This window comes from Arthrobacter sp. SLBN-112, assembly GCF_006715225.1.
Classification (GTDB): Bacteria; Actinomycetota; Actinomycetes; order Actinomycetales; family Micrococcaceae; genus Arthrobacter.
In genome coordinates this window covers 193,499-215,949 of sequence record NZ_VFMU01000001.1, presented here as the reverse complement: position 1 = coordinate 215,949, position 22,451 = coordinate 193,499, and the positions used below count along the sequence as shown (strand labels likewise).

Annotated in this window: 21 protein-coding genes; 9 read left to right on the top strand and 12 right to left on the bottom strand. The window is 67.0% G+C overall.

Annotated features, from left to right (window positions below; all coding sequences use genetic code 11):
* The first annotated feature begins 117 nt into the window (after positions 1–117).
* Genes FBY33_RS01095 through FBY33_RS01085 form a run of 3 tightly spaced genes read left to right on the top strand, consistent with a single transcriptional unit; the run spans position 118 to position 4,189 of the window.
* The gene (locus FBY33_RS01095) at positions 118–1,467 is read left to right on the top strand and encodes an L-fuconate dehydratase (RefSeq protein ID WP_142028919.1); all 1,350 of its coding nucleotides are present in this window, start codon (positions 118–120) and stop codon (positions 1,465–1,467) included.
* The gene (locus FBY33_RS01090; RefSeq protein WP_142028918.1) at positions 1,464–2,993 is read left to right on the top strand and encodes an aldehyde dehydrogenase (NADP(+)); all 1,530 of its coding nucleotides are present in this window, start codon (positions 1,464–1,466) and stop codon (positions 2,991–2,993) included. The genes FBY33_RS01095 and FBY33_RS01090 overlap by 4 nt, the downstream gene beginning before the upstream one ends.
* The gene (locus FBY33_RS01085; protein WP_142028917.1) at positions 2,990–4,189 is read left to right on the top strand and encodes a fumarylacetoacetate hydrolase family protein; all 1,200 of its coding nucleotides are present in this window, start codon (positions 2,990–2,992) and stop codon (positions 4,187–4,189) included. Before FBY33_RS01090 ends, FBY33_RS01085 begins: the two co-directional genes overlap by 4 nt.
* Before the next feature lie 70 nt (positions 4,190–4,259).
* Here the strand turns inward: FBY33_RS01085 and FBY33_RS01080 are convergent, their stop codons facing one another.
* Together FBY33_RS01080 and FBY33_RS01075 are read right to left on the bottom strand one after the other, a co-directional pair.
* Positions 4,260–5,459, bottom strand: a complete 1,200-nt coding sequence (locus FBY33_RS01080; protein ID WP_142032401.1) for an IS30 family transposase — start codon at positions 5,457–5,459, stop codon at positions 4,260–4,262.
* A 485-nt stretch (positions 5,460–5,944) separates the two neighbouring features.
* A complete protein-coding gene (locus FBY33_RS01075) occupies positions 5,945–6,235 on the bottom strand; it encodes a hypothetical protein (protein ID WP_142028916.1) in 291 nt (96 codons plus the stop codon).
* A gap of 138 nt (positions 6,236–6,373) precedes the next feature.
* Here FBY33_RS01075 and FBY33_RS01070 point away from each other — a divergent pair, with 138 nt between their 5' ends.
* Positions 6,374–7,537, top strand: coding sequence for an acetate kinase (locus FBY33_RS01070; protein WP_142028915.1), 1,164 nt, complete (start codon positions 6,374–6,376; stop codon positions 7,535–7,537).
* Positions 7,538–7,581: 44 nt separating this feature from the next.
* Here the strand turns inward: FBY33_RS01070 and FBY33_RS01065 are convergent, their stop codons facing one another.
* On the bottom strand, positions 7,582–8,700 hold the full coding sequence (locus tag FBY33_RS01065; protein WP_160141934.1) for a TRAP transporter substrate-binding protein: 1,119 nt from the start codon (positions 8,698–8,700) through the stop codon (positions 7,582–7,584).
* Between the two features lie 216 nt (positions 8,701–8,916).
* Between FBY33_RS01065 and FBY33_RS01060 the strand changes: the two genes are divergently transcribed.
* The gene (locus FBY33_RS01060; RefSeq protein ID WP_142028913.1) at positions 8,917–9,477 is read left to right on the top strand and encodes a GNAT family N-acetyltransferase; all 561 of its coding nucleotides are present in this window, start codon (positions 8,917–8,919) and stop codon (positions 9,475–9,477) included.
* A 3-nt stretch (positions 9,478–9,480) separates the two neighbouring features.
* Here the strand turns inward: FBY33_RS01060 and FBY33_RS01055 are convergent, their stop codons facing one another.
* The gene (locus FBY33_RS01055; protein ID WP_142028912.1) at positions 9,481–10,677 is read right to left on the bottom strand and encodes an NAD(P)/FAD-dependent oxidoreductase; all 1,197 of its coding nucleotides are present in this window, start codon (positions 10,675–10,677) and stop codon (positions 9,481–9,483) included.
* A 4-nt stretch (positions 10,678–10,681) separates the two neighbouring features.
* Entirely contained in the window at positions 10,682–10,888 is a 207-nt protein-coding gene (locus tag FBY33_RS01050; RefSeq protein ID WP_056328894.1) for a DUF2945 domain-containing protein, read from the bottom strand.
* Between the two features lie 159 nt (positions 10,889–11,047).
* On the opposite strand from FBY33_RS01050, the gene FBY33_RS01045 reads away from it, so the two are divergent.
* Positions 11,048–11,500 (top strand): SRPBCC family protein, encoded by a 453-nt coding sequence (locus FBY33_RS01045; protein WP_142028911.1) that lies wholly within the window; start codon positions 11,048–11,050, stop codon positions 11,498–11,500.
* Between the two features lie 68 nt (positions 11,501–11,568).
* Here FBY33_RS01045 and FBY33_RS01040 read toward each other — a convergent pair whose 3' ends face one another.
* The gene (locus tag FBY33_RS01040; RefSeq protein ID WP_142028910.1) at positions 11,569–13,797 is read right to left on the bottom strand and encodes a S9 family peptidase; all 2,229 of its coding nucleotides are present in this window, start codon (positions 13,795–13,797) and stop codon (positions 11,569–11,571) included.
* Positions 13,798–13,945: 148 nt separating this feature from the next.
* Between FBY33_RS01040 and FBY33_RS01035 the strand changes: the two genes are divergently transcribed.
* From FBY33_RS01035 to FBY33_RS01020, 3 genes are all read left to right on the top strand, one after another.
* Positions 13,946–14,509, top strand: a complete 564-nt coding sequence (locus FBY33_RS01035; protein WP_142028909.1) for a hypothetical protein — start codon at positions 13,946–13,948, stop codon at positions 14,507–14,509.
* A gap of 12 nt (positions 14,510–14,521) precedes the next feature.
* Complete coding sequence (locus FBY33_RS01030) at positions 14,522–16,177, top strand: FAD-dependent monooxygenase (RefSeq protein ID WP_142028908.1); 1,656 nt, start codon at positions 14,522–14,524, stop codon at positions 16,175–16,177.
* A gap of 572 nt (positions 16,178–16,749) precedes the next feature.
* Positions 16,750–17,172: an Hsp20/alpha crystallin family protein gene (locus tag FBY33_RS01020; RefSeq protein ID WP_142028907.1), complete on the top strand. Its 423-nt coding sequence runs from the start codon at positions 16,750–16,752 to the stop codon at positions 17,170–17,172.
* Between the two features lie 160 nt (positions 17,173–17,332).
* Here the strand turns inward: FBY33_RS01020 and FBY33_RS01015 are convergent, their stop codons facing one another.
* From FBY33_RS01015 to FBY33_RS00990, 6 genes are all read right to left on the bottom strand, one after another.
* Positions 17,333–18,265, bottom strand: a complete 933-nt coding sequence (locus FBY33_RS01015; protein ID WP_142028906.1) for an NAD(P)H-hydrate dehydratase — start codon at positions 18,263–18,265, stop codon at positions 17,333–17,335.
* Positions 18,234–19,025 carry a histidine phosphatase family protein gene (locus FBY33_RS01010; RefSeq protein WP_142028905.1) on the bottom strand — a complete coding sequence of 264 codons (792 nt, stop codon included), beginning with the start codon at positions 19,023–19,025 and terminating at the stop codon, positions 18,234–18,236. The genes FBY33_RS01015 and FBY33_RS01010 overlap by 32 nt, the downstream gene beginning before the upstream one ends.
* Before the next feature lie 140 nt (positions 19,026–19,165).
* Positions 19,166–20,296, bottom strand: a complete 1,131-nt coding sequence (locus FBY33_RS01005) for an LCP family protein (protein ID WP_142028904.1) — start codon at positions 20,294–20,296, stop codon at positions 19,166–19,168.
* Between the two features lie 132 nt (positions 20,297–20,428).
* Entirely contained in the window at positions 20,429–21,124 is a 696-nt protein-coding gene (locus tag FBY33_RS01000; protein ID WP_142028903.1) for an arsenate reductase/protein-tyrosine-phosphatase family protein, read from the bottom strand.
* Between the two features lie 141 nt (positions 21,125–21,265).
* Positions 21,266–21,916: a DUF305 domain-containing protein gene (locus FBY33_RS00995; RefSeq protein WP_142028902.1), complete on the bottom strand. Its 651-nt coding sequence runs from the start codon at positions 21,914–21,916 to the stop codon at positions 21,266–21,268.
* Between the two features lie 55 nt (positions 21,917–21,971).
* The gene (locus FBY33_RS00990; protein WP_142028901.1) at positions 21,972–22,421 is read right to left on the bottom strand and encodes a hypothetical protein; all 450 of its coding nucleotides are present in this window, start codon (positions 22,419–22,421) and stop codon (positions 21,972–21,974) included.
* Positions 22,422–22,451 lie beyond the last annotated feature (30 nt).

Here is a 22,451-nt window from a genome sequence, read left to right as displayed (position 1 = left end):
ACGTTAAATGACAGGCAGGCCTTGACCTGGATCACATGTCCTATATGATTTTAGAAATTCGTATAGGAATCGAATCTTTCCCCTTCCCTTGCAGTTGACATCCGAAAGTTGAGATCCATGCCTTCCATCACGTCCGTCAAGACCCAGGACGTCCGTTTTCCCACATCCCTTGAACTTGACGGTTCCGATGCGGTCAACGTCGACCCCGATTACTCCGCCGCCTACGTGGTCATCCGCACCGATGCCGGTGATGAGGGCCACGGCTTCGTCTTCAGCTGCGGCCGCGGCAATGACATCCTGACGTCCGCCATTGACGCCTACGCACGACTCCTGGTGGGCCGCGACATCGACGAGCTGATCTCTGACCTTGGCGCGGCCTCCAAACTCCTGGTCCACGACTCCCAGCTCCGCTGGCTGGGGCCCGAGAAGGGCGTCACCCAGATGGCGTGCGGGGCCCTGGTCAGTGCCCTGTGGGACATCCGTGCCCGGCGCGAAAACAAGCCGCTCTGGCTCCTCCTTGCTGAGATGACGCCCGAGGAGCTGGTCAGCGTGGTGGACTTCACCCACATCCGCGACGCCCTCAGCCCGGAGGAAGCCCTGGAGATCCTCCGCGCCGGCCAGGAAGGCAAGGCCGAACGGATTGCCGCGCTCAAGGCAGACGGCTTCCCGGCCTACACCACCTCCCCGGGCTGGCTGGGCTACAGCGACGAGAAGCTGGTCCGGCTGAGCAAGGAGGCGGCGGCAGAGGGCTTTTCCATGATCAAGCTCAAAGTGGGCGGTGACATCAACGATGACCGCCGGCGCATGGCCCTGGCCCGCGAGGCCGTGGGCGCCCTGCCCATCGCGATCGACGCCAACCAGCGCTGGGAAGTGTCCGAGGCCATCGAGTGGGTCAACCAGCTGGCCGAGTTCAACCCGTACTGGATTGAAGAGCCCACCAGCACGGACGACATCCTGGGCCATGCCGAGATCCGCAGGGGTGTCACCCCGGTGCGGGTTGCCACCGGAGAGGCCGTGGCGAGCCGGATTGTCTTCAAGCAGCTCCTCCAGGCCGGCGCCATCGACGTCCTGCAGCTTGACTCCACCCGCGTGGCCGGCGTCAACGAGAACATCGCCATCCTGCTGCTGGCGGCGAAATTCGGGGTTCCCGTCTGCCCGCATGCCGGGGGAGTGGGACTGTGCGAACTGGTCCAGCACTTCTCCTTCTTCGACTACGCCGTGGTGGGCCGCAGCCAGGAAAACCGGATGATCGAATTCGTGGACCACCTGCACGAGCACTTCGCCGAACCCGTCAGGATCATCGACGGCCGCTATGCAGCCCCGGCACTTCCGGGTACCGGCGCCGAGATGTTTGCCGCCTCCCGCACCCGCTGGGAATTCCCCAACGGTGCAGGGTGGCAGGAAGTGGGCAACCGCGCCGCCGTCACCGGCGGCTCGGTGGCCGCGGCAGCAGGAGCCGGCCGATGAACACGGCGCCGGAAGGAACTGCCGTCCTTGCCGACCCCACCACCGTGGGGCAGCTGGACGCGGCGGTCACTGCCGCCCACCGTGCCTTCGAACAGGCCCGGCTGGCGGACCCGCAGCGGCGCGCAGCATGGCTGGACGCCATTGCCGCCGGCCTGGAGCAGGATGCTGCGGGGCTGGTGGAGACCGCCGTCGCGGAAACGCACCTTGGGGCGGCCCGGCTGGAAGGGGAACTGAAGCGCACCGTGTTCCAGCTGCGGCTCTTCGCAGCGGAAATCCGCCAGGGTGAGCACTTCGACGCCACCATCGACCACGCCGACCCCGACTGGCCCATGGGCCCGCGCCCTGACCTTCGGCGCTGCAACGTTCCGCTCGGCGTCGTTGGCGTCTTCGGCGCCTCCAACTTCCCCTTTGCGTTCAGCGTGATGGGCGGGGACAGCGCGTCGGCCCTGGCCGCTGGCTGCGCAGTCGTCCACAAGGCGCATGACGCGCACGCACGGCTTGCTGCCCGGACCGTGCGCACGGTGATCGGTGCGCTGGAAAGTGCCGGGGCGCCGTCGGGCCTGTTCGCCATGGTGACCGGACGGCAGGCCGGCGAGGCACTCGTTGACCACTCCCTGGTCAAGGCCATCGGCTTCACCGGCTCCACGGCCGGCGGCCGGGCCCTGCTCAACCGCATCGCTGCCCGCCCGGAACCCATCCCGTTCTTCGGCGAACTGGGCGGCATCAACGCCGTCTTCGTCACGGGCAAGGCCTGGGCAACCCGGCGGGCGGAAATCCTTGCCGGCTACGCTGCCTCATTCACTCTGGGAATGGGCCAGTTCTGCACCAAGCCCGGGCTCCTGTTCGTCCCCGCGGGACAGGCTGATGGCATCCGCCGCGAGCTGGAGCAGGCCCTGTCAGGGTTTACCCCCGCCCGGCTGCTCAGCCCCCGCCTGCACGATGGTTACGCCGGTGCCGTTACCCGTCTCCGGGACAGCGGCGGCGTTGAGGTCCTGGTGGAAGGCAACTTTGCCGAGGAACCGGCCCCCACGGTCCTGATCACCACCACAACGGACGTCCGGAAGAACCCGGAGCTGCTCCGCCAGGAAATGTTCGGCCCGGCCAGCCTGGTGGTCGAATACGGTGACGAATCCGAGTTGCCGGAGCTGGCGGGGCTGCTCGAAGGGCAGCTGACCACCACCCTGCAGGCTGAAGCTGAGGACGACGTGGACCCCCTCGCTGCCAGGCTGGCGGACATCAGCGGCAGGGTCCTGTGGAACGGCTGGCCCACCGGGGTCACCGTCAGCTACGCCCAGCACCACGGCGGGCCCTACCCGGCCACCACCTCAAACACCACCTCGGTGGGGACGGCGGCGATCCGCCGCTTCCTGCGGCCCGTGGCGTACCAGTCATTCCCGGCGCAGCGGCTGCCTGAACCGTTGCGGGACAACAATCCCTGGCAGGTGCCGCAAAGGGTCGACGGCGTCTGGCAGCGCCCGTCCGTCCCCGCGGCCGGGTCCGTGGCCGCCCGGGAGGACAAGCAGTGAACGCCATAAGCCCTGAAGAAGTCCAGCGAGTCCTCCCCGAGGACGCGGACCAGGCCCTGCTGATCGGGCGGGTCTGGGATGTGGAGAGCGGCGGGCCACGCGTTGTGGCCGTCAGCGGGGGCAACATCTTTGACCTGCACCGCCTGGCCGGAACGGTCGCGGATCTCCTGGAGCTCCCGGACCCGGCAGCCGCCGTCCGCTCCGCCCTCTCGGATCCCAGCCTGGCGGAACCGCGGTGGGAGACGGCCGCCGTCGTCAACGCTTCCCTGGCGGGCGACAGCACCCGGACCAGGCTGCTGGCCCCCGTGGACCTCCAGGTCATCAAGGCCTGCGGCGTCACGTTCGTGGACAGCATGATCGAGCGGGTCATCGAGGAGCGCTGTGCCGGTGACGCTGGACGTGCAGCCGAAGTGCGGGAACTGGTGGGGCGCGCCCTGGGCGGAAGCATCTCCGACCTGCGGCCGGGATCGCCGGAAGCCGCCGAGGCCAAACGCGTCCTGATCTCCGAAGGCCTGTGGTCGCAGTACCTGGAGGTGGGGATCGGCCCAGACCCGGAGGTCTTCACCAAGGCCCCGGTCCTGTCATCGGTTGGCCTGGGCGCGGGCATCGGCATCCCGGCCTTTTCGTCCTGGAACAACCCCGAGCCTGAGCTGGTCCTGATCGCCACCTCCGCCGGCAACGTGGTGGGCGCAACGCTGGGCAACGACGTGAACCTGCGCGACGTTGAAGGCAGGAGCGCGCTGCTGCTGGGCAAGGCCAAGGACAACAATGCCTCCAGCGCGCTTGGCCCGTTGATCCGGCTCTTCGACGGCGCCTTCACGCTGGATACGCTGCGCGATGAGGAAATCCTGCTGCGCGTCGAAGGCCCGGACGGCTACCTGCTGGAGGGCCGGAACAGCGTTGCCCGGATCAGCAGGCCCTTCGAGGAGCTTGTGGCCGCGACCTATGGAAACCACCACCAGTATCCGGACGGGTTCGCGCTCTTCACGGGGACGCTGTTCGCCCCAACGCAGGACCGCGACGTCCCCGGGCAAGGCTTCACCCACAAACACGGGGACCTGGTGACCATCCGCAGCCGGCACCTCGGTGCCCTGGTGAACAGGGTGGGTCCGTGCGAGGAACTGCCGGAATGGTCGTTCGGCCTCCGCCGGCTGTTCATGTACCTCGCCGCGCAGCGGCAGGGGGCCCGGGCGTAGTTGCCACGGCGCAAAGCCCGACGCCGGCACTTTGGGGCGGTTTCTAGGGGTCGTTGCAACACTGCTGGTGTTATGTGGTCATTAGTAGATCACGGAGACGCTCGGCTGGGGTTTCCCAGTCGAGCGTTTTGCGTGGTCGGCTGTTGAGTTCCTGGGCGACGTGTTCGAGATCTTCGGGCCCGTAGATGGATAAGTCTGTGCCTTTTTCGAAGTATTGGCGTAGCAGGCCGTTGGTGTTTTCGTTGGAGCCGCGTTGCCACGGGCTGCCCGGATCGCAGAAGTAGACCTGCATGTCAGTGGCGATGGTGAAGGATTTGTGGCCTGCCATTTCCGCCCCTTGATCCCAAGTCAGAGAGCCCCTGAGGTGTTCGGGAAGACTTTTCATCGTGGCGATGAGGCCGTCGCGGACGGTTTCGGCGGTGTGGTCACCGGGCAGGTGGACCAGCATGACGTATCTGGTGGTGCGTTCGACGAGGGTGGCGATCGCGGACTGGTTGCTCGCTCCGGTGATTAGATCTCCTTCCCAATGTCCTGGAACGGCGCGGTCTTCGATCTCGGGTGGGCGTTCGGAGATCATCACCATCGGATCAGCGAAACGGGGCTGCCGTTGCTGGGGGTCCTTGTGGGCTTTACGGCGTGTCCGGCCGGTGCGCAGAGCTGCCTGGACTTCGCGCTTGAGTCCTCCGCGGGCCTGGAAGTAGAGGGCTTGGTAGATTGTTTCTGGGCTCACGCGCATCTCCGGGTCGTTGGGAAACTTCCTGGTCAGCTTGTTGCTGATCTGTTCCGGTGACCAGCGCCGAAGCAGTTTTCGCTTCACATATTTGCGCAGCCGGTGGTGCGTGACCAGCTTGCTGTCCTTGGGCCGGGGGCGACGGGCAGTTGCTGCTCGTTGGGCAGCATAGGCGTAGTACTTCCCATCGTTGACACCGTTTCGGGCCAGCTCCCGGCTGATTGTCGAGGCAGGCCGACCGAGCTCTCTGGCGATCTCCCGGACCGGTGCGCCGGTATTGCGGAGGTCGGCGATCCGTTCGCGGTCATGCAGCGTCAGGAACCGGGCATCCAATGGTTTTTCCAGGGCTGCCAGTGGGGGGAGCGCGGCAGAATCGGCGGTGGCTTCTGCAGTAGTCAACGTCATCACACCATTGGTGTAGTCGATCTGGCGCCCATCACGGTAGATTCGCCCATTCCGTGTCCTTCTGACGCCGTTGTCCCACTCCTGAGCCGCGCAGCGGCTAATGCCCAGTTGTTTGGCCGCTTCACGGCGGGTCATTCCAGCGTCGCGGAGCTTGCCGAAGTCCTCACGGCCGGGGCTGTCCGCGCGTTTCCGCGCGAGCCCTGCTTTCTGAGTCCACCGGTAACAAGTGCCACGGCTTAGCCCCAGTTCCGCGGCAGCAAGCGTCGTACTCCCGGTCCGTTTCAACGCCTTAAAGAACTCCTCTTTCACTTCCGGGGTCGCTCTTGGCCGCCGGGCGTTTAGGTTATCCACTCTGCCGACAGATATTCCCGCCTCACGCAGCCACCGATAGCACGCCGAAGGTTTGAGCCCGAGTCCAGCCGCAGCACGGGCAACGGTTCCCGCGCTTGCTAATGCCCGGAAGAACTCTTCCTTTTCCGCGGAGGTATAGCTCCTTCGAGGTGTCCTGCCCTTGCTTAAAGACGACATGGTCGTTGCAACTCCCAAAAACTTTAGGTGTTGCAACGACCACTAGAACTCAAGTGGAAAGTGCCGGCGTCGTACTTTTTTCGCTGGTGTTCTTAGCTGTTGTCCGGCTTGGCCAGGCTGTCCGGATCCTCCTTCTTGGCAGCTTCGTCCGAGAGGCCCTGCGGCGTGAGGTCCAGGTCCTCCCGGTTCTCCGGCGCCTCCGGCGCTTCCCCGGTCTCGGCGGCCTTGACACGGCCGGTGTCGTCCAGGGCAGGGTTGGCGCCCTCCACCCCCGTGGGATCATTCTTGCTGCCGGAGTCCGGCTGTGCGTTGAGCGGGGCCGTGCTGCTGGATCCCGTGTTGGTGGGGTCGTTCTCGTCGATCGAATTGGGTTCGTTCGTCATGGAATTGTCCTCTCGGCGTGGTCCAGCCTTGTCCGCCGACCATAGGCACAGCCGCGCCCGATCCGCAAGGAATCAGCCGCGCGGCGCGGCACATATAGTGGGGGTTGAACTGCAGACGCCAGGCTGAGGAGGCCCCGCATGCTCGTGCTCGTCATCAACTCCGGTTCGTCGTCGCTGAAGTACCAGGTCCGTGATGTGACGGCCGGGACGGTCCTCACCGAGGGGCTGATCGAGAAGATCGGCATGGGCAACGGCGGCGGCGGTGACGGCGAGATCGAGGGGCCGCGGGACCACGCGGAGGCGCTGGAGCAGGTGGACGCGGCGATCCACCAGGAGTTGGGCGATCTTGAGCTCGGCGCGGTGGGGCACCGGGTGGTCCACGGCGGCGAGCGGTTCGCCGAACCCGTGCTGGTGGACAACGAGATCACCCGCGCCATCGAACGGCTCAACCCGCTGGCGCCGCTGCACAACCCCGCCAACGTCCTGGGCATCCGGGCCATCACCAAAAAGTGGCCCACAATGCCGCAGGTGGCCGTTTTCGACACCGCCTTCCACCGGACCCTGCCGGAGCACGCCTGGCGCTACGCCGTCCCGGACGAGCTGTACACCAACCACGGCATCCGCCGCTACGGCTTCCACGGGACCTCGCACGAGTACGTGGCGCGCCGGTCAGCCGCGCTGCTGGACCTCCCCATCGAGGAGTTCGACGGCGTCATCGCCCACCTCGGCAACGGCGCCTCCGTCACCGCCATCCGTGGAGGGCGGTCCGTGGACACGTCCATGGGCTTCACCCCCCTCGAGGGCCTGGTCATGGGCACCCGCTCCGGCGACCTGGACCCCTCCATCCTGGTGTTCCTTGGCCGCGCCGGCTGGACGCCCGAGGACATCGACACCATGCTCAACCGGGAATCGGGGCTGAAGGGCCTGGCCGGCAACAATGACATGCGCTCGGTGGTGGAAGCCTCCGAGTCCGGCGACGGGAAGGCCGCGATGGCGCTCGCCGTGGCGTCCTACCGGCTGGCTAAATACATCGGCGGCTACCACGTCGCCGTCGGCGGGGCCAAGGCGCTGGTGTTCACCGCCGGGATCGGCGAGAACTCGCACCAGTTCCGTGCGTTGGTAGCAGACAAGCTCGGCGCCCTTGGCATAGAGCTCGACGCCGTCCTGAACGCTGAGCGGTCCAAGGAACCGCGCGTCATTTCCAAGGCTGGGTCGGCCATTCCCGTCCTGGTGGTGCCCACGGATGAGGAACGTGCCATCGCGGAGGCAACGGCCGCCGTCGTCGGTTCAGCTGCTTCCTGACGCGTACTGCAGTGCATTCCGGCTCTGGGTGGGTAACCCAGACGTCAGTAGGTGTCGTAGTCGCAGGGTTCCACCGGTGGCTCGGCCGGAGTCCTGGCAGCCAGGTCACGGAGCCGCGCAATGAGGCTCCTGGTGCCCGCGTCCTGTTCGAGGGCCCCGTAGACGGGGAAGGCAGCGCCGCGGAAGGCGGCGAGCTCCTTGTCAGTTGCCAGGACCACTTTGCCGCCGCCCTCGCAGTACTTCCGTGCCTCCGCCGAGAGCGGTGAGAGCAGGGACGAGGCCCAGTCCCTGGTGAAGTCTGCCGCGTCCTGTAGAACCTGTTGCTCTTCCGCGGTGAGGGAGGCCCTGGTTTTGTCATTGATCACCAGGGTGCTGATCTTCGAGTGCACCACGAGGTTTCCGGTGGCGACCGCGTGCCCCGTGCTGTTCAGTGCGCCGGGCAAATTCGACGCATAGGCCATTGATGATTCCGCGCCGCCCACCGTTCCGTTTTCAACTCCGTCACCAAATTCCTGCTCGGCCAGGTCCCGGGGTACCGCGCCCAGGGACTCGAGCACTGCGTAGTTGGTGGCGGACAGCGGTGCCCTGATCACCACTCCCTTGATGTCACCGGGCGTGAGGATCGGCGTGGTGAAGGAGAACAGCACCCGCGGTCCGTCCGGGAACAGCGCCAGCCCCGTGACCCCCACGTCCTTGAGGCCAGCCATCATCCCTCGCGCATACTCCGGTTTCACCACCTCCCTGATCATGGCGCTGGACGTCACCAGGAAGGGTGCGGAAAGGGCCCGGAAAGCCAGTATGCCCTCGGTGTCCCACGTCCGGGCGGGAACCACAGCCATCTCCAGGTCTCCACTCATCACCCGGTGCGCTACCAGCTGGTCCCAGCCCCTCACCTCATCGCCTCCGGCCCTGTAAACCGGCTCAATAACCAAGGCCCCGCCGGAGCGGTCCTGGACCTGGCGGGCAAATTCCTCAATCTGGCCCCGGGTGGGCACATTCCCATCGTCCTGCGTGCCGATGCGGAGCACTTTGGCACTGCGGGTTGCTGTGGTGGGCGGCGCCTGGGTTGGGTCCTCCGTGGAGTCCTTGTAGGTGCACGACACGGCCGCAAGCAGCATGCCTAACGCGAGGAACGCTGCCCACGGCTTCGCCGACGTCACCATGGCCCCTACTTTCAGAAGACGGGAGATGCCACAACATGGGCGCCAGCAGGCCGTACGCGAACCGTACTCCCGGAGGTTCGCCGGAACAAGAGCAAGCACAGCCCGCGGAGGCGGCTGCCGCCGTCGTCGGATCATCGATTGCTCCGCAACTGTCCTTTTGGGCGTGCAAAACGACGTTTTTGGAGCAATCGATGAACCAAGGGTTAGCCTCGATCCATGCCTGAGATCTCCCTGCCGATCCGCACCGAACGGCTGGTCCTTCGCCGGTTCCACGGCGGCGACCTGGACGCCTTCCACGCCTACCACTCGTTGCCGGAGACCGCCCGGTTCCTGCCGGGCCCGGCCAAAAGCTACACCCAGTCGATGGAGCGGGTGGGCCGGTACGCCAACTTTGCCTTCGAAAAGGAAGGCGACTGGGTGGCCCTTGCCATCGAGGCAGCGGATGAGCCCGGGCTGCAGGGTGAAGTGGTGCTCAAATGGCTGCCCGGCCCCGGCCAGGGCGAAGTGGGGTGGACCCTGGCGCCCGGAGCCCGCGGCAAGGGCTACGGCACAGAGGCCGCGGGGGCCGTCCTCAACCTGGGTTTCGGGGAACTGGGCATGCACCGGATTGAAGCCCGGCTGGACGAGCTCAACGCGGCGTCGGCGTCACTGTGCAGCAGGCTGGGTATGCGGCTGGAGGCGCGGCACATCGACAAGTGGCACTACAAAGGCCAGTGGGCAACCGAACTCATTTACGCCATCCTCGCCGATGAGTGGCGCATCGGCTCCGGCCGTTAGCCTTTACGCCCGGCCCTTGAGGATCAGGTTCCAGTAGATTTTCGGAAACAGGTCCCGGTCCACGACCCAGGAGAGTCTGCTCTCATTCCAGGTGGGCACCCGGGGAATGGTAGGCATGGGACGGTACCGGTCGTCGAATTCGGCGAAAACCACGGTGTCCCGCGACACCGTGAACGGACACACCGAGTAGCCGTTGTACTTCGCCGGCAGAGGCTTGCCTTTCCGGGCAGCCACCAGGTTCTTCGCCACCACCTTGGTCTGCTTGCGCAGCGCGCCGCCTGACTTGGAGTTGGTGGTTCCTGCGGCGTCGCCCAGGGACCACACATTGGGGTAGCGCAGATGCCGGAGGGTCTGCCGGTCCACTTCCACGAAGCCGCCCGCGTCACCGCCGGCGGGCAGGTCCGTGGCCTTGAGCCAGTCCGGGGCCGACTGTGGCGGGACGGCATTGAGGACGTCATATACCAGGTCCTCGGTGGTGTTTGCGGCATTGTCCCGGATGGTTGCCCTGCGGCCGGCAGCGCTCACGGACACCAGTTCGCTGTTGGTCCGCAGTTCGATCCCGTACTCGGCGATCTTCCGGTCCAGCTCCCGGTCCACTTCCGAAACCCCGAACACCGTGGGGTAGGGCTGCACCATCACCACGCGGATCTTGTCCAGGACCCCCTGTTCACGCCAGTAGTCGCAGGCGAGGTACATGGGTTTCTGGGCTGCGCCACCGCACTTGATGGGTCCGGCGGGCATCGTGAAGACGGCGGTGCCGGAGGTCATGCCGCTGAGCAGCGTCCAGGCCTTGGGGGCAAGATCGAACTCATAGTGGGAGGCGCCGTGGGGCGAGTGCACGGCCTCGGCCAGCCCCGGCATCGCATCCCAGTCATACTGCAGCCCGGGGCACACCACCAGCTGGCCGTAAGCCACCGAGGCCCCGGACTCCAGGGCGACGGTATTGGCATTGGCGTCCACGCCCGCCGCCGCATCCCGGATCCAGGTGACGCCCTCGGGGACAACCGATCCCATGGGCCGGACGGCTTCCTTGGCCTGGGCCCGGCCGCCTGCGATATGCGAAAACAACGGCTGGTACAGGTGGTGGTCCCGTGGCTCGATCACGGCCACGTCCTTGACGCCGTAGCGCTGCAACCTGGCGGCCAGCGAAATGCCGGCGTTGCCGCCGCCGATGATGACCACCTCATGCTGGGCAGGCACGGCGCTACTTCTTCTCAGTCAGCGCGGATGCCTTGTGGGCGGCACGGGCGCCGGTCTTCTCCGATTCCACCACGTACTGCGGCTCATCCTCACTGGCACGGTGCGTATTGCCGTCCAGGTCGAAGTCGCTGGTCTTCTTTTCCACGATCCGGCCGTGCGTCTTGCCCTGGGAAGTGTTCCACTCCACGTGCGTTCCCTTGCTCAATGACATGCCGGCTCCTCTGGTCCCTGCGGAAAACAAGTGCCCCACAATAGTAAGCATGGTTAGCTTATTGGCGCATTGACAGTGGCACGGCAGCGGTCCAAGCTGGCGCTGTGCCTACCTGCCGGCCGAGCCGCGTCGGCAGCAGGTGCTGTTCAGGAGAATCCGATGCCAGTAGTAGAAGAATCCGTTGTCATCGCCCGGCCGCCGCAGGAAGTCTTCGATTTCCTGTCGAAGTTCGAAAACATCGCCGTTTATGATTCCTCGGTCACCGCCTCTGAGCAGATGGGGGCCGGTCCCGTGGGGATGGGAAGCCGGGGGCGGGGAACAAGCAAGATTATGGGCCGGCGCTTCGACTGGACTGTCGAGGTGGTGGAGTTCGAGCCGCCACGGCGAATGGTGTCCCGCTCCGTTGAAGGAAAGCTGAACTTCACGGTGTCATTCACCCTTGAACCGGCCGATGGCGGCACCCGGGTCACCCAGCGGATTGACGCAGATTCCGGCCTGGGCGGCATCTTTGGCAAGGTCGCCGATCCGCTGGTGGAGCGCGCCCAGGGACGCACCGTCCGCGCCAACCTTGAAACACTCGCTGAGTGGCTGGTGGAGCACCCGCAGACCTGAAGCCCTGGCTGCTGCGGCGCGGGGGAAGAAGAGCGTACGACGGCGGGACCCGCCCGCCGTCGTACGCTTCAGTCCTGCTTCAGGCCGGCGCCGGCCAGCAGTTCGGTGGCGCCCAGGGCATCCGCGATGAACGCGTAGTCCCAGGCCCTTTCCCGCCACTGCACGTACCGGCCGGAGGCGCCGCCATGGCCGCCGTCCATCTCGATCTTCATCACGATCGGCTCACTGCCGGTGGTCTTGTTCCGCAGTTCCTGCACCCACTTGGCCGGCTCAACGTAGAGGACCCGGGTGTCGTTGAAGGACGTCACGGCGGCAATCTTGGGGTAGGCCACCTCGCGCACATTTTCATAGGGGGAGTAGGACTTCATGTAGGCGTAGGCCTGGGGGTCCGTGATGGGGTTGCCCCACTCCTCCCACTCCAGGGCGGACAACGGCAGGTCCGGGTCCAGGATGCTGGTGAGCGGGTCCACGAACGGCACCTGCGCCACGATGGCCGCGTACTTCTCCGGCGCCATGTTGGCCACCGCGCCCATCAGGAGCCCGCCGGCCGAACCGCCCAGCGCGGCGATACGGGAGGGATCCACCCAACCCGAGTTCGCCAGCCAATCGGTGGCGTCCACGAAGTCGGTGAAGGTGTTTTTCTTGGTGAGCTTCTTGCCGTCCTCATACCAGTGCCGGCCCAGCTCTCCGCCGCCGCGGATGTGGGCGATCACGAAAACCACGCCGCGGTCCAGCAGGGACAGGCGTGCGATGCCAAAGCCGGGGTCCATGCTCATCTCGTAGGAGCCGTACCCGTAGACCAGGCCGGCCGCCGTCGAATCCTGTTTGACGCTCTTGTGCCGCAGGACCGACAGCGGAATCCGCGTGCCGTCGCCTGCCGTTGCCCATTCCCGCATGGCCACGTAATCGCTGCCGTCATACCCGCCCAGCACGGGGCTTTCCTTGCGGAGCAGCAGCTCGCCGCTGGGCTGGTCAAGGGTGGGGAGCACAAAGTCGTAGATGCGCGACGGCGTGAAGTAGGACGTATAGCCCAGCCGGATTACGGGGGCTTCATAGTCGGAACCGCCCACGCCCGCGGTGTAGAGCTCCTCGTCGAACGCCGGCTCAACGGGCGCCTGCTGCTCGGGCGTGCCCAGCCCGGCCAGCCCCATCACCTGGACGCGCTCGATGGTGTCCTTCCGGATGGAGACGATAAGGTGCGTGGCGGTGACGCCGGCGCCGTTGACCCGGACGTCGCCGGAATGTTCGACGACGGTCTGCCAGGCCTGTTCCGCCAGCGGCTTTTCCAGCTCGGCCGGGTCCGCCAAGGAGACCATGGAGTTGATGGCGCCGTGGTTGTGCGTGAGCAGGATCTTCTCGGTTTTTTCGCCGTTGGGGCCGTCGAGAAGGAAGGGCTCGGCCTCATAAAGGATCCGTTCGTCCCTGGAAATCACCGTGCTGACGGTTCCGGCGGGGTCCTCAAAACGGAGCAGCCTGGTTTCGCTGTACTCCGAGCACCCGATGCCCAGCACCAGGTAACGCCGGTCCGCGGAGAGCTCGAAGCCCAGCCACATGGCGGGATCGTCCTCCTGGTAAAGCACCACATCGTCCGCCACGGGAGTGCCCAGGACGTGCGCCTTCACCTGGTATGGGCGCCAGGACTCGTCCACCACGGTGTAGAAGAGGCGCGTGCCGTCCGGGGAGAACGCCACGCCGTAGAAGATGTCCTCGATGACATCAGGCAGCAGTCCGCCGGTGCGGAGGTCCTTGATCCGGACCGTGAAGCGTTCGTCGCCGGAGTTGTCCACGGCGTAGGCGTAGAGGGTGCCGTCAACCGTGACGGCTGTGCCGCCCACGGAGAAGAACGGCTTGCCTTCCGCTTCCACGTTGCCGTCCAGCAGGATTTCCTCACCGGGGATCTCCATCCCCGGTTCCACGGCGGGCGGAGTCCAGTCGGCCACCTTGTCCTCCGCCTTCACGCGGCAGTGGATGCCGTACTCCTTGCCCTCCGCGGAGCGGCTGAAGTACCACCAGCCGTCCTTGCGGTGCGGAACGGAAAGGTCGGTTTCCTGGGTGCGGCCCTTGATCTCGTGGAAGATGGCCTCGCGGAGCGGCTCCTGGTGCGCGGTAACAGCTTCCTGGTACGCGTTTTCGGCCCGCAGGTGCTCCACCACCTCGGCCGATTCCTTGTCCCGCAGCCACTCGTAGTTGTCGACGAAGGTCTCTCCGTGGTGGGTGCGCTCGGTGGGAATCTTCTTGGCAACCGGGGGCGCCGGGATGGCAGTGCCGGGGGAATCCTGCAGGGAGGTGGAGGTCATGGATTCAATATATAGACCAGCCCGGACATGTCGGCAGGCCGTTCGCTACCGGGGGAGAAGGGGCGGCCGGAAAGGGGGCGAAAGACTCTGGGACCCTGCCCGCGGTTCCGGCCACGCTGGAAGGGCGGTGCAAGGAAAAGGAGAAGCCATGGACCTCGAATCCGGACCGGCGCCCCGGGCCAAAGCATGGCCGGCCGTGGCCCGCAGCGTGGGAACGACCTGCCTCATGCTGGCCCGCAGGCAGGTGCACCTTCCCAAAGGCAATGTGGGCCGGGTGCTGCGTTTCGCCGACGGAAGCACCTCGCGGGTCTACCGGGAGACCGCCGTCGACCGACAACCCGGGGAGCCCTGCGTCCTGGTGGTGGCCTTCACGCTCCGCCTGGTCCGCGGCCGGGCGCACCGCTTTTTCGAGGCGGAAAGCCTGCTGAACACCCCCCTCTTCGTCGGGTTTCCGGGCTTTGTTTCCAAGCTCTGGTGCGCCCACGACACCTTCGGCGCCTACCGCGGCCTGTACGAGTGGGACGGTGCCGGGGCCGCCCGCAAATACGCCGCGGCACTCTGGCGGGTCCTGGAACTGGTCAGCGTTCCCGGGTCCATCAGCTATAAGGTCCTGCCCGGGCTGCGCCGCGATGAGCTGCTCGCCAACCCCGCCTTGATTGAGTCGCCCGCCCACCCTGACCATGCGTGGTGGCGGCTGCTGGGCCAGGGATGAGGCCGGGCGGGAATGCCAGGCAGGCAAGGCACGACGGCGGACACTGACGTTTTGGTGGTGGGCGCCGGTCCCGCCGGGCTCGCCACAGCACTCCAGGCCCACGCACATGGGGCCACAGTCCGGGTGGTGGACCGGCGCGAACACCGGGCCCGTCCTTCCCGGGCCATGATGCTGCATGCCCGGGCCCTGGAGGGACTCCGCCCTCTGGGCGTGACCGACGAGTTGCTGAACCGTGCCGACACCACGCCCGAAGCACGCATCCACCTGGGCCGCCGCGTGGTGGAAGCGCGCATGGGCCATGCAAACCTCCCTGATACCGCCTTTCCGCACCTGACTTTGGTACGGCAGGCCGACGTCGAGGACGTACTCTGGCAGGCGCTGCAGGCCCGGGGCGTGCCGGTGGACTGGGGCGTGGAGTTCCGCGGGCTTCGACGGGAGCGCAGCCTGCCGGAGGGCTTGCCCTCCGGCGCTGGAATGGTGCACGCGGAGCATTCCGGGGCGGGCGGCAATGATTCCCACCGCGATTCCGGGCACCACAGCTCCCGGTTCCTGGCCGGCTGCGACGGGCAGTCCAGCACCGTCCGCAGTTTCACTGGAGCCCAGTGGCGCGGCGGCCCGTACCGGGTGGAAGCGGTCCTGGCGGATGTGGAACTGGACGGCCGCCTGGATCCCGGGCTGCTGCACGTGGCAGTGGGGAACGGGGGACTGGCCTTCCTTTTCGCGCTGGGTGAGGGGGCCACCTGGCGCATGCTTGCCACCCGACCGGCGCTGCCGCAACCCACCGCGCGCTACGGCCAGCTGGGTCCGCCCGTTCCGCCCCAGGAGGTCGCCCGCCTGCTTCGGGAGTCGGGGCTGGGCGCTGCTGTGCGGGACGTGCGCTGGTCGGCCCAGGTCCCGCTGCAACACCGCCTGGCCAGTACGTTCGGAAGCAATCCCCTCTTCCTTGCCGGCGATGCCGCCCATGCCCATTCCCCGGCCGGCGGGCAGGGCATGAACAACGGCATCCTGGATGGCCTGAATCTGGGCTGGAAGCTCGGCTTCGCCTCGACGGCAGGAAGGCCGCTGCCGGAGCTGCTGGAAACCTACGGGCAGGAGCGGCGGCTGGCCGCCCGGCAGGTGCTGGCCCTGACGCATGTCATCTTCTTCGGCGAAGCCTCGCCGCATCCGGTGGCCCGCCTCGCCCGCAGTCTCCTGCCCGCGTTCGCTCCCGTCCTGCCGCTGCTGCTCCGCCGGCAGTGGCTCGCCTCCCGGGGAATCAGGCTGCTGGCCCAGCCATTCGTGCGTTACCGGACCAGTGCCATTTCCCGTGATGGCACGCCCCGCGCCGGCGGGTGGCCGAGGCCCGGGGAGCGGCTGCCGGACGCTGCGGTTAGAGTCAACGGGCGGCCGGCCCGCCTTCACGAACTGACCGCGGCACCCGGCATCCACCTGTTGCTGGAGCGCGACGCCGGCCCCGGCGCCTTGGGTGAAGACGGTGAAGACCGCACCCTGCGCGTGGTTGCCGGAAGGGGTTCCCTGCTGCACGTCCACCGCCTCGACAGCCACCCCGGCCGCGGCATCGTCGCGGTCCGCCCTGACGGGTACGTCGGCTTCCGCTGCGGGGAGCCGGACCCGGCCCAGCTCCGGGCCTGGCTGCGGCTGGTCGGTGCCGCCCTCCCGCCGTCGTGATGCTCCATCACTTGTTGCTCCCAAGACCGGCGCTTAGGGACCGTAGGTGATGGAGCAACGGGAAGGGTAGTTGCCGGAAGGCCGCAGGCGTATTCTGTTCAGTTCAAGGCACATCCGCCCACGTGAGAAGGGAAGTTCCATGACCATCCCGCCAGTGCACGAACCCGAGCCGTTTCCGCCCGAACCCGGTCCCGAGCCCACGTCGCCGGATCCCACCCAGCCGCGTCCGCCCGGCCCGCCGTCTCCCAACCCGTTCCCGGCGCCGGCGCCCCCGGGTCCATTGCCGGTCCCGGATCCGGGGCCCGCACCGCTTCGCCCGGACCCCACCAGGGACTGAACCGGGAAGCCAGGAAGCACTCCGGTAGGGGCCTCCACGCGGCATCAGCCGCGGGGAGGCCCCTTCCGTGCGTCCCGGCCAACGCCAAGATTAGGGGCCGGGAGGGCTCAAAAAAATTCAAAAATTCCCGTTTGAACCCCTTGCAGACCTACTTCGCCAGTGCTAAAAAATCTATGTCAGCCAATATAGATCGGCTGACGTGGATGTTGGACCGTCTCTTACGAGGAGGGCAGCCATGTTGATGCGAACCGATCCGTTCCGCGAGCTGGACAGGCTTACCCAGCAAGTCCTCGGAACCACTGCACGCCCGGCGGCGATGCCAATGGATGCATGGCGCGAGGACCAGGAATTCGTCGTGGCCTTCGATTTGCCAGGTGTCCCGGCGGACTCGGTGGACCTGGATGTTGAACGGAACGTCCTGACGGTGCGGGCGGAGCGTCCCGATCCCGCGGGCAAGGACACCGAGCTGATTGCCGCTGAGCGGCCACGCGGCGTCTTCAGCCGCCAGCTGATCCTTGGAGACACACTGGACACGGAGAACGTCAAGGCCAGCTACGAGGCCGGCGTCCTGACGCTGCGGATCCCGGTGGCCGAAAAGGCCAAGCCACGCAAGATCGAGATTGAAACGAAGGGGGCAAAGCAGGAGATCGCTGCCTAGGCCTGACAGGCCGGGAGGTGGCCACTCTGTTGACTGCCTTTTTGGGGCGAATCGCCATTCTGTGCACGCCACAGCGCCAGACAGCGCACCGGCAGCTCGGACCCTGACCTCCCGACACGGTGGCCCCCGGCTTCGGCCGGGGGCCACCCGCATGTGTGGGTCAGGTGCCCAGTTCCAGCATCAGCGCCGGCAGCTCGTCGGCAAGTTCACGGGCCAGGAACCCCAGCGGCCCCAGCCTGCTGGCCAGCCGGTCTGCCGCGGCTGCGTGCAGGTGCGTCCCCCAGCAGGCTGCCTGGGCACTGCTGGTTCCCCGGGCACGCAGCCCGGCGATGGCGCCCGCCAGCACGTCCCCGCTGCCGGAGGTGCCCAGCCCGCCGTACCCCGTGGTGATTTTGTACAGTTCCGCTTCGTCCGGCTGCGGGCCCGGGGGCTGAGTGATCAAACCCTGGCAGCTGACCACGGCGTCGAACCGGGCGGAGATTTCGGCGAGGTCCTTTTCAAGGTCATCCACGTCCCGTCCCAGCAGGATCCCGGCTTCCGTGGGATTGGGCGTGAGGATGAGCCGGCCGCGCCACGGGTCCAGCTGGTCCTCCAAGGACACCAGCGCGCCAAGCGCGTAGGCATCGAGGACGACGGCGGCGCCTCCTTTGCTGCCCGCGTCACCCTTATGCTCGCGCTTGAGGAGCGCCTCCAGCAGCTCACCGGCAAGGTCCTGGTCATCGAGGCCGGGTCCCACCAGCAGGGCGTCGGCCCGGTCCAGGTAGGAGGAGATGCGCTCCAGCTCAGCCTTGACCGATCCTTGTTCAGTCTCCGCCAGGCCAATCGCACCACATTCGGGTATTGCCACCCCCAGCTGCACCGCCACGGACTCGGCAACAGCCAGGGTCAGTTTTCCGGCGCCCGCGCGCAGGGCTGCGGTGCCGGCCAGCAGGGCGGCGCCGGGAGTGGCCCGGGCACCACCCACCACCAGCACCGATCCGCGCGAATACTTGTCCGCCCCCGGCGCCGGCAGCGGCCACTCCCGGAGGAGCGACGGCGTGACCAGCGTGGGGCCGGAGGACTCACCGCGGCCGGACACTGGTGTCTCCCGCATGCTCGGTGACGGTGACGCCCTGCTCCGCCAAGTGGTCGGCCACATTGAAGCTCCCCAGCGTCCACGGCCCAACGCCGGACGGGCGGACGAACCGGGTCACCGAGGCGTTGAGGATGGCCTCCGTGGCTGCCAGGTCAAGCAGTTCCTTCTCGCTGAGCCCTTCCAGCACATACCGGAACAGCATGATCACGGCGTCGTGGCACACCAGCATCACCCGGTGGCCCGTGCCCAGGCCGTTCAGTTCGGCCAGGACGGACCGCAGCCGCAAAGCCACATCCGCCCAGGATTCCCCACCGGGCGGCCGGTAGTACAGCTTGCCCAGCCAGTCCCGTCGCTCTGATTCCTCAGGGTAGCGGTTCTCCACGCCCAATCGGGTGAGCCGGTCCAGGATGCCGAGTTCGCGGTCGCGGAGCCGCTCATCCGTGCGGACCTGAAGCGGCCAGCCGGCTGTTTCCACCGCAATCTCAGCCGTCTGACGGGCACGCGCATAGGGGGAGGACACCACGGCGTCAGGGCGGAACTCCCCAGCGATCCGGGCCAACGCAATACCGAGCGCCTCGGCCTGGTCCCTTCCGGTGGCGGACAAGTCCACGTCCGCATCCCGGGCGGGAACCTCGATGACTTCCACCCCGGCCTCACGCGCTTCGGTGGCCGCAACGTTGCCTTCGCTCTCACCATGGCGGATCAGCAGCAGTTCCACCGCCCCGGCCTCCTGGACCGCCTCCGTCAGGCCGTCGTCGTTCGAAGTACTGTCCTTCAAAAAATCACTCCGTCCTCTCCGTGCCGATATGCCGTGCCGAATGCAGGAACACTACCAACGGCGTACCCACGGGGCCCCGGAAGATAACGGACGACGGCCGAAGGCGCCCCGGCGAAGACCCACTACAGCTCCGTCAGGACCTATGGCTTCGCGAGATCCCCGATCCGGCCCTCCCGAAGTGCCGCGCCCACAGCTGCGATGCCGCCGTAATCGGGAAACAGCACGGATTGGCCGGCGATAAAGCCGGAGCCCGCCGTCGGGAGCGTCATGCTGCCAACCGCGTTCACGTCCAGGTTGCGCAGGCTGTAGGCCAGGACCGCTGCCTGGACGGGATCAAAGGCCCTGTCCACGGTCAGGCAGCATGAAGCCAAATCGACCAGCGACCGCACCGCGTTGACGTCGTTCAGGGCACCGCCGGCTGTGAGGCGGGCAAGGATGGCGCGGAGCATGATCTGCTGGTCGCGGACCCGCTGGAAATCGCCGTCGGAGAACGCATGGCGCTCGCGGGAAAATTCCAGGGCGGCTTGTCCGTCCAGGTGGTTCATGCCCTGGGCGAAGACGTGCTGGGTTTCAATGGTCGACTGGAAGGCTATCGGCACGTTGACGTCGATGCCGCCGAGATTGTCCACCAGGATCTTGAAGCCGCCGAAGTCGAGCATCAGGGTGTGGTCGATGGTAATTCCCAGCAACTGCTGCACCGTGGCGGTTTGCAGGTCGATCCCGCCGTACTGCAGTGCGGAGTTGATCTTGGCGCCGCCGACGCCGGGGATGTCCACCCAGTTGTCGCGGTTGATGGAGATGAGGTACAGGTTCCGGCGGTCGGCAGGGACGTGGACCACCATCAGAGTGTCCGCCCGCTGGTCCGTGGGCTCACCGGTGGCCGCCGTATGGGCGGCGGCCTCTCGTGCGGGAACATCACGGGTGTCGCTGCCGATGACGAGGATGTTCATCGGGGTGGCAGGCAGGTCCGGAATCGGGGGAGGCGGCGGTGGGGGAGCGGGAGCCGGCGGGGGTGTTTCAGAGGGAGTCGGCGTGGGTGTGGGCGTCGGTGTCGGGCTGGGCGACTGGGTTTGGGTGGCCGCAGGCTGCGCCTCTTTGCTCCCGCGGCTCAGGCTGAAGACCGCCACTCCGGCGGCCACCACAAGTGCCAGTACCACCAGCGCGGCGATCCAGCGGCGCCGGCCCAAGGCCGCAAGCCAGGCCGGCCGGTGCGAATCGGAGTTCCCGGAGCTGCCGGGCCCGGATGGATCAGAACCGCCTGGGATGCTCATGACGCCTCCACCTCATTGTGTTTGGTGGGATCAGTGTGCGTCGGCCAGGCCCTGGTTGGCTACAGGGTTATCCAAACTGTCACCTGGGAAGATGTGTTCCAGGCGACGCCGGGCTGCGGTATCGCCGTTCCGCTACCGGGACTGTGGCACGGTCCCGCGAACCGGGGCGTTGAGCCGGGCATGGCGCAGGATGGACACAATCGCCGGTGCCAGCTGGTCCTCCATCTCGCGGTACACCTCCGGGGCGCGGCGGTATGGGTCCACAATGTCGTTGTCCGCGGAGTCGGCGGGGAGCGAAAGGTGCCGCACCCCGGCGGCCCGGGCCGGCAGGGCGCGCCACAAGGCGGCGTTGGCAGCCAGCCGGGTGTCGTCGTCGGACCCGTTGCTGACGGGCAGGGCGCCCGGGGAGGGTACGACGGCGGCGGGCTGGGCGCCGTCTGCGGCGGCGGCGCGCTGGGCCAGGACCTCCAGCATCCGGGCAAACTCCCTGATGGTGAAGGTCCGCTTGAGCAGGGAGGCATCCAGCTGCAGGACCTCGCCGCGGTGCCCGGACGTCATGGTGAGCACCAGGTCCACCCCGCGCAGGATTTTGGATGTGAGCTGCCGTGCGGCGAACCCTTCGGGGTCGCCGCCGAAGGTCCGCACGATGTCCGCGGAAATGGGCTGCATGGGTTCGCCCACCAGGGCACGGGTGCCCGCACTGGACACGTGGAAACCATCTGGCACCGCCTGGTCGAGTCCTGCCTGCAGCAGCCGTTCAGCCACGGGGGAGCGGCAGATGTTGCCGGTGCAGACGGTGAGGATTCGTACTGGTGCGGAAGTGTCCAAGGAGATTTCTCTTTTCCCAGCTGGTGACGGATCCGTTCGGACCCGTGCCTTTCAACTTAACATGCAACGGCGCGGCGGCGGCCTCCCGGGCTGGGTGCCGCCGCCGCGCCGTGTGGATGCTCGGGCCAGCAGGCGCGCGGGTTAGAGCGTGGTCAGCAACTGCTTCATCTGCGTGATTTCCGCCTGCTGCGCGTCCACGATGTCGTGGCCCAGTTTCACGGCGTCGGGGAATTTGCCGGCGCTGATCTCCTGCTGTGCCATGTCGATGGCGCCCTCATGGTGGCCGATCATCTGCTCGAGGAACAGCCGGGCGGCCTCGGTGCCGGTGGCGGACTTCAGCTTGTCGATGCCGGCGTCGTCCACCATGCCGGACATGCCGTGTCCGGAGTGGTCGCTCATCATGGTGGGCACATTCCAGCCCTTGAGCCAGCCGGTCATCTGCTCGATCTCGGGTGCCTGTGCCGCCTTGATCCTGGTGGCCAGTTCGGTGACCTCTGCAGGCATACCGGCTTTGGCCAGGATGATGCCGCTCATCTCCACCGCCTGAGCGTGGTGCGGGATCATCATCTGGGCAAACATGATGTCCGCCTGGTTATGGTCGGCACTGGCACTGGGCATCATCCCGGCGCTTGGCATGGTGCTGGACATGGGGTTGGCGCTGGCCATTGGGTTGGAGCTGCCGTGGTCCATGGGCATGCTGTTGCCGGAGCCGGAATCGGCGGCGCATCCGGCGAGGCCGAGGGAGGCGGCCAGGGCAGCGGCAATGGACAGGGTCTTGATAGTGGTGTTCATGGTTGTCCTTCAGGGAGGTAATGGAACTGGGCCGCGTTGTTTGGCGCAGTCCGGTTTACGTCCGGCTGATGGACAGGTCGCAGGGTGTGGCGCTGGGCGGCAGGTAAGCGTAGGCAGGGCCCGGGTTGCCGGCCGCGGGCCGCAGCGGCAGGACGGCAAGGGTTGCCTGCGGCGGGACAACGGTCACGGGGCTGCCCGGCGCCGTTGGGACGCAGGGCGCCGCGGACTCCCTGGCCCGCGGGCAGGAGCCGCCGCAGGTGTCCGGCGCAAGGGCGGCCGCGTCGGTGGTGGCAGCGGCGGCAGGATGGCCGGCATGGGAAGCGTGGCCGCCAACAGCGGAATCTGCGACGACAGTGGTTCCGGCGGGTGCCGCGTGGGAGGCAGCGCCGTGCGAGGCGTGTCCGGCGGTCAGCACATGCATGCCCAGCAGCCCGGCGATGACGGCCAGGGTGCCCGCGAGCAGCCACGCCCGGCGCAGGAGGGACGCCATGGTGCGGGTGGTCATGACGTTGCCTCCTTCCAGTCGGTCTGCAGT